Here is a 12009-nt window from a genome sequence, read left to right as displayed (position 1 = left end):
CGATGACAGAGATACAGCTAGATCAAGCCGAGAAGCCGCAGTTTTATCTGACGGAAGACCATCATCCGGAAAACAGCACGACGCTGGGCTTCTGGCTCTATCTGATGAGCGACTGCCTGATATTTGCTGTTCTTTTTGCCACCTACGGCGTGCTCGGTCGCAACTATGCCGCAGGACCCTCGCCGGCAGATTTGTTTGATCTCAATCTGGTCGCAATCAATACGGCCATGCTGCTTCTGTCGTCTATTACATATGGCTTCGCTATGTTGCAGATGCAGCGAAATGAGAAAACCGCGACATTGTTCTGGCTGGCCATTACCGGCATTTTCGGCGCCGCGTTTCTGGCAATCGAAATCTATGAATTCAGCCATCTCATTCGCGAAGGCGCAGGGCCCGGCCGTTCGGCATTTCTGTCCTCCTTCTTCACCCTTGTCGGCACACATGGACTGCACGTTACTTTCGGTATTGTCTGGTTGATCACGCTCATGTTGCAGGTCATGCGTCACGGGCTGATTGTCGAAAATCGTCGACGCCTGACGTGCCTTTCGATGTTTTGGCATTTTTTGGACGTCATCTGGATCGGCGTGTTTTCCTTCGTATATTTATTGGGAGTCCTCGGATGAGCGCAAAAGGCCCAGACCACGCAACCCATCCCGACCGCCATCATGATCCGCACGCATCAGCAGCCGGCGAAATACACGGGACTTTCAGCGGTTACATGACGGGCTTTATCCTGTCGGTCATTCTCACAGCCATCCCGTTTTGGCTTGTCATGGGGGATGTGTTTGCCAGCAAGCAGCTAACCGCGATGCTGGTCATGGGCATCGGTGCTGTCCAGATTGTGGTGCATATGATCTATTTTCTGCATATGAGCCCGAATTCGGAGGGCGGCTGGACGCTGATGGCGCTGATATTTACGCTTATCATTGTTGGCATCGCTCTGGCCGGCTCGCTTTGGGTCATGCACCATCTCAACGAAAATATGATGCCCGTTACCCATGAAATGATGAAGAACATGCCCTGACGCCGGAAATCCATGTTCCCGGGCAATTGGCCCCATTGTCTCGATTACAAATATCGGTCCTTGCCGCTATTAATCTTTGGGAAGCTGTCGTCTGGCCCATTCTCCTTCGGGAATGGCGCGTCCGATATTATAGCTGAAGGCATCGATCACCATCGTTTCCGCATTGGCTTTGCAGGTGAAGTCGATAGCATACCATCTGCGCTGGCTGCGAAATGCGCCGTCGCTGACTGTCAGGCCGGTCGCTGAAACAGAGCCCCCTTCACGCGCAAGCATGTCCGGATATGCGCCGGTTTTGTGACGACGCACCTGTTCAAGCGCCTCGATGCCACAAATCTGGATGATCCGGTCCTTCGACGCCAGCTTTCCCAGCGCCTGTTTCACACGAGGATCGGAAAGGGCATCCTTCGAATAGATTTCACGGGCCCGCGTGAGTTTTTTGGCCGGTGTCGCCGGCTTGGAAGCATCGGCCTTTTGTTTTGGTGCGGTTTGAGTTTTTTCTGCGCTGGACTGGCCGGTTTCGGATGTCTTTTCGGTCTGAAGAAGCTGCCCGGCCAGTTCTGTTTCCGCTGTAGAAGGTTTTTCGTTCGCCTGCACAGCATCCGTAGCCGCATCAGCCTCGAAAGGCTCGTTGGGTTTCTGTATTTCTTCAGGTGCAGTGGGCGGCAGGTCCTGCTCCGGCGGCGACTTCACATCCTGCTTTGCAGCCGCGGACTCGAATGCCTGGGGTTGCGGCGGAGGGGCAGCCTGTTCTGGCGTCTTTGGCGCTTGTGGCTGAGGCTTCTTTTCAGGAGGCGGTGGTTGAACCAGCTCCACATTGACGCTTTGTTCCGGGGCAGGCGAGAGAAGATTGGGAAGTCGAACCAGAAACAGAAATGCCAGCACCAGATGCAGGGCCACCGATGCTGGCAACCCCCACCCAGCTTCTTGCAAAACTCTTCTGGTGAACTGCAACATGGCTCCAAGGATCAGGGGTTCAAAAGCTTCAATCTAGAGCATTTCCAGCAAAAGTGTGAAACGGCTTTCGGAAAAGATAAGCGTCACAAAAGCTAAAGACCGACGTTCGGCCTGTCGATAATTTCACGCAGGGCAAAACTGGAGTTGATCTTCACGACATGCGGCAGGGCTGAGAGCCAGTCGCGGTGGATACATTCGTAATCCTCAAGATCGCGCGCTGCAACGCGCAGAATGTAATCATATTCCCCCGACATCAGGTGGCAGGCGAGCACGTTGGGGCAGCGCCTAACAGCCGCCTCGAATTCGCCAAGCGTCTTGACGGATTGCCCCGAGAGGGAAATATGAACAATCGCAATCATCCGGTATTCGAGTGCCCTTTGGGACAAGCGGGCATGATAACCCGCAATTACGCCGCTCTTTTCCAGAATATCGAGGCGGCGCGAACAGGCTGAAGGCGACAATCCAACCTTCTCCGCGAGTTCTGCATTGGTGATGCGGGCATTGGCCTGCAATGATCGGAGAATTGCAAGATCGATTGGATCAAGATTGCTCATTCGAAGGACCTTCGAGGAATAGGGCCGTCTGCGCAATAATTCACTAAAAAACCTGCATAGGCAAATCTTCTTTGCAAGGACATTGCAAGCCGCCGGTGTTCTCATTTTCGGATCGACAACGACCCACGGCAAGTGGGCAAAAATGAGAGGAACGCATTATGCGTGTCGGTTGCCCGAAGGAAATCAAGAACCATGAATATCGTGTCGGACTGACCCCCGCCGCAGTTCGTGAATATGTGGCCCATGGTCATGAGGTCTGGATTGAAACAAAGGCAGGTGCCGGTATTGGTGCCGATGATGCCAGTTACATAGCCGCCGGCGCGAAAATTGCCGCTTCTGCAAAGGACATTTTCGACAAGTGCGACATGATCGTGAAGGTCAAGGAGCCGCAGCCTACAGAATGGGTGCAGTTTCGCGAAGGCCAGCTTCTTTACACCTATCTCCATCTCGCTCCGGATCCGGAACAGACCAAGGGGCTCCTCGCCTCGGGCGTGACGGCAATTGCTTATGAAACCGTGACGGATGATCGTGGCGGGCTGCCGCTGCTCGCTCCGATGTCGGAAGTGGCGGGCCGCCTGTCGATACAGGCTGGCGCGACTGCACTTCAGAAAGCAAATGGCGGCCTCGGCATTCTACTGGGTGGGGTTCCCGGTGTGCTTCCAGCAAAAGTTACGATTATCGGCGGCGGCGTCGTTGGGCTTCATGCAGCCAGAATGGCAGCGGGCCTGGGCGCCGATGTTTCAATCCTGGATCGCTCGCTGCCGCGCTTGCGCCAGCTTGATGATATATTCAGCGGTCGTGTTCATACCCGCTATTCCAGCATCCAGGCACTTGAAGATGAAGTATTCTCTGCCGATCTCGTCATCGGCGCGGTGCTGATCCCCGGTGCCGCAGCGCCTAAACTCGTTACCCATGAAATGCTGTCGGGCATGAAGAAGGGGGCGGTTATCGTTGACGTGGCTATCGATCAGGGCGGCTGTTTCGAGACCTCCCATGCAACAACGCATTCCGATCCCACCTACGAAGTGGATGGTATCGTCCATTACTGCGTGGGCAATATGCCGGGCGCCGTTCCGGTGACATCGGCGCATGCGCTCAATAACGCGACCCTCCATTACGGTTTGGCGCTTGCCGACCGTGGTTTGAGGGCAATTGCCGAGGACAAGCATTTGCGCAATGGCCTGAACGTTCACAAGGGGCGCATCACCAACAGGCCGGTTGCTGAAGCGCTCGGCTATGAAGCTTTCGCCCCCGAAAGCGCTTTGAACGTAGCATAGGTTCTGCATGGCGGCGCCCGGTCAACCGGAGCCGCCTTCAGCGGTTTCGATACAGGTAACTGTAAGCAGGCAGCGCTGGCCCTCTTGCACGGGAACCCGCGCGGGAGGGAAAAAGAGCTGGATTGGACCCTTGCTATCTAATTTGTTGCATGACCTTGTTTTGAACAAGATGTGCGCCTATATGGTTGTCACAGGCATTGCTCAAGAGCGCTGGAACGCGTCTGTCGCTCGCAATAGCCTTCATCGCTTGATGCTTTTGACCACGGATGTACTGGCACTGGTAGGAAAGCGATGATGAGGAAGGTCGGTGCGTTTTCGCCCCGGCCTTTTTTGTTGCTTTCGATTTCGCAAAGCAGAACGGCCTGCTGAAACTTTCAAGCAGGCCGCCCGGCTGAAAATCAAGCAGCGAGTGCTTCGTCTTCCGAGGTAGGGACTTCGGAAATCGTCTTCAGAACCTGCGAAGCGATCTGGTACGGGCAGCCCTGCGAGTTCGGGCGGCGATCTTCCAGATAACCGCGATAACCATCCCGGACGAACGAGTGGGGAACGCGGATTGATGCGCCGCGGTCAGCAACGCCATAGGAGAACTTGTTCCACGGAGCGGTTTCATGCTTGCCCGTCAGGCGCATGTGGTTGTCCGGGCCGTAAACGTCGATATGGTCCTGCAGGTTCTTCTCGAATTGCGCCATCAGCGCTTCAAAATAATCCTTGCCGCCCACTTCGCGCATATATCTGGTCGAGAAGTTGCAATGCATGCCCGAGCCGTTCCAGTCGGTGTCGCCAAGCGGCTTGCAATGGAATTCGATGTCGATTTCGTACTGCTCGCAGAGGCGCAGCAGGAGATAGCGGGCGATCCACATCTGGTCGGCCGCGTTTTTGGAACCCTTGCCGAAAATCTGGAACTCCCACTGGCCCTTGGCCACTTCCGCATTGATGCCTTCGTGATTGATGCCGGCATCAAGGCAGAGGTCGAGATGTTCCTCGACGATCTTGCGGGCGATGGAGCCGACATTCTTGTAGCCGACGCCAGTGTAATACGGACCCTGGGGGGCAGGGAAACCCTGTTCCGGGAAGCCGAGCGGACGACCATCCTTGTAGAAGAAATATTCCTGTTCGAAGCCGAACCACGCATCGTCGTCTTCAAGGACGGTTGCGCGGCTGTTGGACGGATGCGGCGTGACGCCATCCGGCATCATGACTTCGCACATCACGAGAGCGCCGTTCTTGCGCGCGGGATCGGGATAGATCGCGACCGGCTTCAACACGCAATCGGAGCTGCGGCCTTCGGCCTGCATCGTCGAAGAGCCGTCGAAACCCCAAAGCGGCAGTTGCTCAAGCGTCGGGAAAGCGTCGAATTCCTTGATCTGCGTCTTGCCGCGCAGGTTCGCAGCCGGCTTGCATCCATCGAGCCAAATGTATTCGAGCTTGTACTTGGTCATCGGCTAGTCTCTCTGTCATCCTCGGTTGATCGATCACCACAAGTCATGCAGTGTCGCGCGGCTCGGTGTTCGATTTAATAGAAGCAAGGATCGTGCCAGTCTTGGACGGGCCGGGATTTCCACACGACGAAGATATATGAGATCCGACAGGCGGGAGATGCGCAGCTGGAATCTGCTTAAAAAATAGGCAACAGAGCAGAATTTCATCACGCGTCGGATGCAGGCTTCATCAATCCGGTCTCGCCGCCTGTCATCCTGGACAGAAAGTCCGGGAATTCAAAGCTATAAAGCAAAATCGAACAGGCGGACAGAATAAGTCGTTGGACGCTCCGGCCACCATTCTTCACCTTACCTCCAAACAAAAAGGGGAGTGACTGATGGCACGTTCGATCAACCGAAAATCGGCTTTTCTGGCAAGTTTAGCGTTCAGCGTTTCGGCAATGACAGTTTTTGCTGCCAATGCTGCGGAAATCACCGTGATGGGTTATCGTGGCGCATTCCAGGACAATTACGTCAAGGCCGTCATCGAACCGTTCCAGAAGGAACATCCCGACATCAAGGTCACTTATTACGGTGTGCAGAATGCAGCGACTTCGCTCGGCAACATGCGTGCCCAGAAATCCTCTTCCCAGACGGATGCGGTGATCTACGACCTTTCGGTTGCCAAGATTGCCGATGAGGAAGGGCTGGTCGAAAAGCTCGATCCGGCATCGCTCAAAAATTATGCGGATGTGGCCGATCTCGGCAAGGAACTCGCTGGTTCCGCAATTCCGATCACATATGACACGCTTTCGCTTCTCTATAATCATGATGCGTTTGCCAAAGGTTCACCCGATAGCTGGGAAGCGCTCTGGGACAAGCAGCAAAGCGGCAAGGTCATCATCCCGGCACAGGGCGGCGGCGATATTCAGGCCATCCTGCTTACGATCATCGCTAACCGTCTTGCCGGTGAAAACGATTATACGAAAACAGTGAAGCCCGGTGTCGACAAGCTGGTGGAGCTGGCGCCTGCCGTGCAGACATGGGAACCGAAGCCCGATGCCTATACGCTGGTTGCAAACGGCACGGCGACCTTGTCGATCGGCTATAATGCCCGCGCCCAGTTCTACTTCGACCAGACCGGCGGAAAGCTTCAATCGGTCGGACCGAAGGAGGGCACGGCTGCGCAGGTGAACGTCATCAGTGCGATTGCCAATGGCAAGAACACGGATGCAACCAAGACATTCATCGATTACGCAATAAGCCCCGAGGCGCAGGCCCGGTTTGCCGAGATCATGTTCTATGCGCCATCGAATACGAAGGCCGACGTGAACGACGAAACGAAAAAGCGAATTCCTTACATGGATACGGCCCAGCGCGAAAAGCTCATTCCCGTCAACTGGATGACAATCGGCGATATGCGCGACAAGCTGCTCAATCCCTGGCGTCGCCAGATCATTCCGGCTGGCCGTTGATCGGCAACCCGCATCTCATCCCGAAATTGATTGCACTGCCCCGTTTTGCCGGGGCGGCGGCGAACCCTCACAGGTTTCGATATGGTAGCAGAAAGCTCATTTCTTCAGTTGAAGGCCCTCACGAAGCTTTACGGTAACAACTACCGGGCAGTGGACGACCTTCATCTTGATCTGCCGCGCGGAAAACTGCTCGGCCTTCTCGGTCCATCCGGTTGCGGCAAGACGACGACATTGCGCATGATTGCTGGTCTTGCATCGATTTCGGACGGCAGCATCCTGATCGATGGCAACGATATTTCGCGCAGGCCGCCCCATCAGCGCGATATCGGTCTGGTTTTCCAGAACTATGCCCTGTTTCCACACATGACCGTGGCAGAAAATGTCGCTTTCGGTCTCGATATGCGCAAGGTCGGCAAGGCCGAAGCGAAGCAGCGTGTCGAGGAGGCGCTGGAGATGGTGCGGCTTCCTGGCTACGGTTCGCGCAAGCCGAAAGAAATGTCCGGCGGCCAGCAACAGCGCGTGGCATTGGCGCGGGCGCTGGTCATTCGCCCGCGTATTCTTCTGCTCGATGAGCCTCTCTCCAATCTGGACGCGAAGCTGCGCGACGACATGCGGATCGAAATTCGCGAGATCCAGAAACGGCTCGATATCACGACGGTTTTCGTCACGCATGACCAGGTAGAAGCGCTTACCATGTGCGATGTTGTGGGCGTTATGGATAGTGGCAAGCTGGCACAGCTCGGTTCGCCGGAAGAGATTTATGAAAAGCCGTCCTCCCTGTTTGTGGCCAAGTTCGTCGGTCGCGCCAATGTCCATGATTGCGAGATCGTCGACGAAAATGTCTGTCGTCTCGGCAGCGCCGCCTATCGCTGCAACACGCATGGAAAGTCACGCGGGTCAGGGCAGATCGCCATCCGTCCGCATCGCATCAATCTGACGCCCAACCGCGATCGCAATCTGGTCAGCGTTGTGACCAACAGCGCGCACGGTGTGGTGGAGCGCACGACCTATATTGGTGATATCGTTCAATACGACATCGAGATCGAAGGCGCTTGTCTGAAAGTGGAAGTGCCTGCCGCAAGTGCAGGCCATGCCTTCCATACCGGCGACCGGCTGCTGTGCGAATGGAAACCGGAAGACATGCTGGTTTTCGGGAGCTGATGTCATGACAGCGATAACATCGACCGACATCATACCGGCAAAGCCATTGAGACGCAGACGTTACGGTCTCGTCGCCGTTGCGCTCCTTTTGCCGATGGCCTTGATCAACCTCGTCGCGTTCATCGCGCCGGTTGCGCATCTGGCGCAGATATCCTTCCTGCAGAGCGAGAGCGGCGGTGTCCTGACAGACCGCTATACGTTCGAAAACTACATCAATTTCTTTACCGACAGCTTCAATTGGGGGCTGGTGTTCAACTCGCTCTGGCTGAGCGCGTTCATCACGCTGGCAACACTCATCTGCGCCTATCCGATTGCGCTTTTCCTGCACCGTGTTTCGCCGGTCTGGCGCAACTTCCTTTTCGTGGTGACGGTCTCGCCGCTGCTCGTCAGCAGTGTGGTGCGCACCTACGGTTGGATGGTGCTTCTCGGCGACCAGGGGCTTGTCAATGGGGCCTTGATGAATCTCGGCATCATTTCCTCTCCGATCAGGCTCGTCAACAATACGCTCGGCGTATTCATAGGCATGGTGGAAATCCTGATCCCCTACATGGCGCTGTCGCTGATTGCCGGCTTCGGGCGGCTGAACGCCTCGCTTGAAGAAGCCGCGGCGTCCCTCGGCGCCAATGCCTTCACGCGATTTCGCCGGATCATCCTGCCGCTCACCTTGCCCGGCATCGCGCTTGGCTGCCTGCTCTGCTTCGTGCTGGCAATCAGCTCCTTTATCACGCCGAAATTGCTTGGCGGCGGGCGCGTATTCCTGCTGGCGACGGAAATCTACGATCAGGCTGTGATCCAGCTTGAATGGCCGCGTGCCGCCGCAACCTCCGTCATTGTCCTGATCATCTTCGGTCTCGCTTTGATGGTCTATTCCCGCATCGCACGTCGCATCGACTGATTGGCAAAGGAGAAATGAGATGATTGGTTCCACTTCATTGCCATTCCGTGTGCTGGTCGTGCTGCTCTATCTGTTCCTGCTGGCCCCCATTCTGGTGGTCGTGCCGCTATCGTTCAGCAACGACAACTATCTCACCTTTCCGCCGCAAAGCTGGGGCGTGCGGTGGTATGCGGAAATGCTGCATCATGAGACGCTTATTCAGGCGTTCTGGATCAGCCTCGGCATCGCATCGGTCGTTACCGTCCTGTCGTTACTGGCGGGCATTCCGGCAGCTTATGCGATCCGCCGTTATCAGTTCCGTGGACGCGAAGCGGTGCTGAACCTCTTCACCGCGCCCTTGCTTCTGCCGTCCATCGTGCTCGGCCTTGCCATTCTGCTGGTCTTCGTGCGGCTGCAACTGCTCGGCACATTCACCGGTCTGATAATTGCCCATCTGATTGTGACGACCCCTTATGTGATCCGCATCATGATAACGGCATTCTCCACCTTGCCGCCATCGGTCGAGGAAGCCGCCACAATGCTTGGCGCATCGCCGTTCACCGTGTTTCGTCGCATCACCCTGCCGTTGATGATGCCGGGTCTCGTGGCAAGTGCCGCCCTGTCCTTCCTTCTTTCCTTCGATGAGGTGGTGATCTCGCTCTTCATCACCGGACCACGCATGACGACGCTGCCGGTTGAAATCTTCAACTATGTCGAAAGCCGCACCGACCCGATGACCGCTTCCATTTCGGTCGTGCTGATCGCGGCGACGCTGTTCATCATCTTCGTCATCGAACGCACACTCGGATTGTCGCGCACAATCGGCAAATAACCTCCCAACTGAAAGTGACTGCAAGCATGGAAAATATCGCCCTCTGGATGTCGCAACCGCATTTCAGCTATCTGGAAATTGCCCGGACCTGCGGCTTCTCATCCTTCGTCCTTGAACTCGAACACGGCACCTTCGACTTGTCGACGCTGGACCAGTTTCTGGCCTTTACCAAGGCGCACGGTCTGTCCACCCTGACCAAAGTGCTGGCACCAACGCCGGAAGCTATCCAGCAGGCGCTGGACTTCGGCTCGGATGGCGTCATCGTTCCGCATATCCTCGGCGTGGAACATGCACGTCAGGTGACAAGGGCGGCAAAATATCCGCTGACGGGTACGCGTTCTTATACTGGCGGCCGCATTTTCGGTTACGCACGCCCGGCGACCGATGCCTTCGAAAAAGAGAACAAGCGGACGAAATGCTTCGCGATGATCGAGACGGCGGAAAGCCTTGCCGACGTCGAGAAGATCATTGCGCTCGATACGATCGACGGCTTGTTTCCCGGCCCTTCGGATCTGGGGCTTGCGCGTGGTCGGGGAGCCTATGCTTTCAATGATGAAGATAGAGCCGACCTGCGCCGCTGTGCGGCGGCGGCGCGCGCTGCCGGAAAGCCGTGGATCATGCCTGCCTGGACGGAAGCCGAACGCCGCTTCGCACAGGAAGAGGGGGCCGCGATGCTGGTCGTCGCCACCCAGAACATGACGCTTCGCCAAGGCATGATCTCCACTGTGAACATGCTGAAAAGCGAAGCCCTTGTTGCCTGAACTGAATACTCACTCATTCGCTGGAGGAAGAAATGAAGATTAGCCTGATCCAAACGAGCCCGCAGACCGACAAAGCAGAAAACCTGCGCATTACGCGGGGATTGATGGAAGATGCCGTGCGCGCGGATTCTCCCGACCTGATCGTGCTGCCGGAATATTTCGAATATTACGGGGGTACACCGGAAGAAAAACTTGCGGCGGCGGAGAGCGTTCCCGACGGCCCCGCCTACAGGATGGCGCAGGATTTCGCCCGCGAGCACAAGGTCTTCGTTCATGCCGGAACACTGATGGAAAAGGTTCCGAACGAAAAGCGCATCTACAATTCCACCTTCGTTTTCAATCGTGAAGGCAAGGAGATCGCGCATTATCGCAAGATTCATATGTTCGACATCGTCGGACCGGACGGGACGGCCTATAAGGAATCCGCCACCGTCAAGCCGGGAGAGAATGTCGTCGTCTATGACCTTGACGGGTTCAAGGTAGGCTGCGCGATCTGCTACGACATCCGCTTTGCGGAGCTTTTCCTGGAACTGGAAAAGGCCGGTGCCGATGTCATCGTGCTTCCCGCCGCATTCACGCTGCAGACCGGCAAGGATCACTGGGAGGTGCTGGCGCGTGCCCGTGCCATCGAAACCCAGACCTATTTCGCCGCCTGCGGCCAGACTGGGAGCACCGTTTCCAACGGTGAACGGCGTCATACTTATGGTCACTCGCTCGTCTGCGATCCGTGGGGTCATGTCGTGGCGCGTGCATCAGACGGCGTCGGCTTTGTGACGGCCCGCATCGAGCGCGCGCAGATCAAGCGTGTGCGTTCGCTTATCCCCATGGTCAGCCATCGCCGCATCGGCAAGCAGTTGCAGGCCTGCGCATAGGAGGCGTGATATGTATACGATCAATCCCATGCCGGAGCAGATTGCCGGAAGCGATCTCAAGCTCCTGTCGGGCGTCGAGACGGCGACTGTCGGACACTGGCGTTTCTTCGGCTTCATGCACCGTTCCATCCAGCCGCTCCTCCCGAAGCGCCGCGTGGTCGGCACCGCCGTCACCATCGCCATACCGGGGCCGGATTCCACCCTGCTTCACCACGTCACCGGAATGCTTCGTCCCGGCGATATTCTCGTGGTGGACCGGATGGGAGACGACCGCTATGCGTGCTGGGGCGGCGGTGTGACCATCGCTGCGAAAGCTTCGGGCGCTGTCGCGGGTATAGTCGACGGCCCATGCACGGACCTGACGGAAATCGAGGAGTCCGATTTTCCGATGTGGGCGAGGGGTATCTCGCCCATCACCACCAGGCTCTATGATCTGGGTGGCGGCATCAACATTCCGGTCTCGTGCGGTGGTGTTGTAGTCAATCCCGGTGACGCCATTCTGGCCGATGAGAGCGGTGTGCTGGTCCTGCCGCGCGACGAAGTGAACGCGGTCGCCTCGCGAGCGCTCGACATTCAGGACAAGGGCAAGGTGCGGGAAGCATCGGTGAAGACGGGTCTCAAGCTTGGCGACGTATCTGGTGCCACCAAGAAAATCTTGGCTCACGCAGGGATTTGATCCGATAGGGACCGGTTTCGACCGGTCCCTATCATTTGTGGGACGAAACATGACTAATTGCTTATTTTCGTCCTGCAAGTGCCTTAGAAGGAAAGGACGAATCTGGATGCCCGGAGCGCAATAAGGGACTG

The 12009-nt window shown here is 56.6% G+C and carries 13 protein-coding genes; 10 read left to right on the top strand and 3 right to left on the bottom strand.

The genetic code is table 11. From position 1 onward, the window contains the following. Nucleotides 1–2 precede the first annotated feature (2 nt). The gene (cyoC, locus tag J9800_RS04705) at nucleotides 3–623 is read left to right on the top strand and encodes a cytochrome o ubiquinol oxidase subunit III (protein WP_112592894.1); all 621 of its coding nucleotides are present in this window, start codon (nucleotides 3–5) and stop codon (nucleotides 621–623) included. Further along, nucleotides 620–1024 (top strand): cytochrome o ubiquinol oxidase subunit IV, encoded by a 405-nt coding sequence (gene cyoD, locus J9800_RS04700; protein WP_112592893.1) that lies wholly within the window; start codon nucleotides 620–622, stop codon nucleotides 1022–1024. The genes cyoC and cyoD overlap by 4 nt, the downstream gene beginning before the upstream one ends. A 69-nt stretch (nucleotides 1025–1093) precedes the next feature. Here cyoD and J9800_RS04695 read toward each other — a convergent pair whose 3' ends face one another. Further along, a complete protein-coding gene (locus tag J9800_RS04695) occupies nucleotides 1094–1933 on the bottom strand; it encodes a DUF930 domain-containing protein (protein ID WP_286167640.1) in 840 nt (279 codons plus the stop codon). Between the two features lie 137 nt (nucleotides 1934–2070). Next, nucleotides 2071–2532 (bottom strand): Lrp/AsnC family transcriptional regulator, encoded by a 462-nt coding sequence (locus J9800_RS04690; protein WP_114217017.1) that lies wholly within the window; start codon nucleotides 2530–2532, stop codon nucleotides 2071–2073. 158 nt (nucleotides 2533–2690) lie between these two features. Between J9800_RS04690 and ald the strand changes: the two genes are divergently transcribed. After that, complete coding sequence (gene ald / locus J9800_RS04685) at nucleotides 2691–3809, top strand: alanine dehydrogenase (protein WP_114217018.1); 1119 nt, start codon at nucleotides 2691–2693, stop codon at nucleotides 3807–3809. A 398-nt stretch (nucleotides 3810–4207) separates the two neighbouring features. On the opposite strand, the gene J9800_RS04680 is transcribed toward ald, so the two are convergent. Next, complete coding sequence (locus J9800_RS04680; RefSeq protein ID WP_114217019.1) at nucleotides 4208–5248, bottom strand: glutamine synthetase beta-grasp domain-containing protein; 1041 nt, start codon at nucleotides 5246–5248, stop codon at nucleotides 4208–4210. 377 nt (nucleotides 5249–5625) lie between these two features. Between J9800_RS04680 and J9800_RS04675 the strand changes: the two genes are divergently transcribed. The 7 genes from J9800_RS04675 to J9800_RS04645 all read left to right on the top strand — a co-directional run bounded on the left by J9800_RS04675 (nucleotide 5626) and on the right by J9800_RS04645 (nucleotide 11878). Next, nucleotides 5626–6702 carry an extracellular solute-binding protein gene (locus J9800_RS04675; RefSeq protein ID WP_114217020.1) on the top strand — a complete coding sequence of 359 codons (1077 nt, stop codon included), beginning with the start codon at nucleotides 5626–5628 and terminating at the stop codon, nucleotides 6700–6702. A gap of 81 nt (nucleotides 6703–6783) precedes the next feature. Continuing rightward, nucleotides 6784–7863, top strand: a complete 1080-nt coding sequence (locus tag J9800_RS04670) for an ABC transporter ATP-binding protein (RefSeq protein ID WP_210845635.1) — start codon at nucleotides 6784–6786, stop codon at nucleotides 7861–7863. 4 nt (nucleotides 7864–7867) lie between these two features. After that, nucleotides 7868–8758, top strand: coding sequence for an ABC transporter permease (locus J9800_RS04665; protein WP_112590060.1), 891 nt, complete (start codon nucleotides 7868–7870; stop codon nucleotides 8756–8758). Between the two features lie 19 nt (nucleotides 8759–8777). After that, nucleotides 8778–9569 carry an ABC transporter permease gene (locus J9800_RS04660; RefSeq protein WP_114217021.1) on the top strand — a complete coding sequence of 264 codons (792 nt, stop codon included), beginning with the start codon at nucleotides 8778–8780 and terminating at the stop codon, nucleotides 9567–9569. Between the two features lie 26 nt (nucleotides 9570–9595). Further along, nucleotides 9596–10330, top strand: coding sequence for an HpcH/HpaI aldolase family protein (locus tag J9800_RS04655; protein WP_210845633.1), 735 nt, complete (start codon nucleotides 9596–9598; stop codon nucleotides 10328–10330). Between the two features lie 32 nt (nucleotides 10331–10362). Next, nucleotides 10363–11202 (top strand): carbon-nitrogen hydrolase family protein, encoded by an 840-nt coding sequence (locus J9800_RS04650; RefSeq protein WP_114217023.1) that lies wholly within the window; start codon nucleotides 10363–10365, stop codon nucleotides 11200–11202. Between the two features lie 10 nt (nucleotides 11203–11212). Then, nucleotides 11213–11878, top strand: coding sequence for an RraA family protein (locus J9800_RS04645; protein WP_114217024.1), 666 nt, complete (start codon nucleotides 11213–11215; stop codon nucleotides 11876–11878). Nucleotides 11879–12009 lie beyond the last annotated feature (131 nt).

It is taken from the genome of Ochrobactrum sp. AP1BH01-1, from assembly GCF_018066705.1.
In the GTDB taxonomy this organism is placed as follows: domain Bacteria; phylum Pseudomonadota; class Alphaproteobacteria; order Rhizobiales; family Rhizobiaceae; genus Brucella.
This window is presented reverse-complemented; position numbering and strand designations above follow the sequence as displayed.

Bases quoted from the DNA above. Each gene is read 5' to 3' on its own strand.
- J9800_RS04675 (WP_114217020.1), top strand. From the start codon at position 5,626: ATGGCACGTTCGATCAACCGAAAATCGGCTTTTCTGGCAAGTTTAGCG.
- J9800_RS04665 (WP_112590060.1), top strand. From the start codon at position 7,868: ATGACAGCGATAACATCGACCGACATCATACCGGCAAAGCCATTGAGA.
- J9800_RS04660 (WP_114217021.1), top strand. From the start codon at position 8,778: ATGATTGGTTCCACTTCATTGCCATTCCGTGTGCTGGTCGTGCTGCTC.
- J9800_RS04680 (WP_114217019.1), bottom strand. From the start codon at position 5,248: ATGACCAAGTACAAGCTCGAATACATTTGGCTCGATGGATGCAAGCCG.
- J9800_RS04650 (WP_114217023.1), top strand. From the start codon at position 10,363: ATGAAGATTAGCCTGATCCAAACGAGCCCGCAGACCGACAAAGCAGAA.
- J9800_RS04670 (WP_210845635.1), top strand. From the start codon at position 6,784: ATGGTAGCAGAAAGCTCATTTCTTCAGTTGAAGGCCCTCACGAAGCTT.
- J9800_RS04655 (WP_210845633.1), top strand. From the start codon at position 9,596: ATGGAAAATATCGCCCTCTGGATGTCGCAACCGCATTTCAGCTATCTG.
- J9800_RS04645 (WP_114217024.1), top strand. From the start codon at position 11,213: ATGTATACGATCAATCCCATGCCGGAGCAGATTGCCGGAAGCGATCTC.
- J9800_RS04690 (WP_114217017.1), bottom strand. From the start codon at position 2,532: ATGAGCAATCTTGATCCAATCGATCTTGCAATTCTCCGATCATTGCAG.
- ald (WP_114217018.1), top strand. From the start codon at position 2,691: ATGCGTGTCGGTTGCCCGAAGGAAATCAAGAACCATGAATATCGTGTC.
- cyoD (WP_112592893.1), top strand. From the start codon at position 620: ATGAGCGCAAAAGGCCCAGACCACGCAACCCATCCCGACCGCCATCAT.
- cyoC (WP_112592894.1), top strand. From the start codon at position 3: ATGACAGAGATACAGCTAGATCAAGCCGAGAAGCCGCAGTTTTATCTG.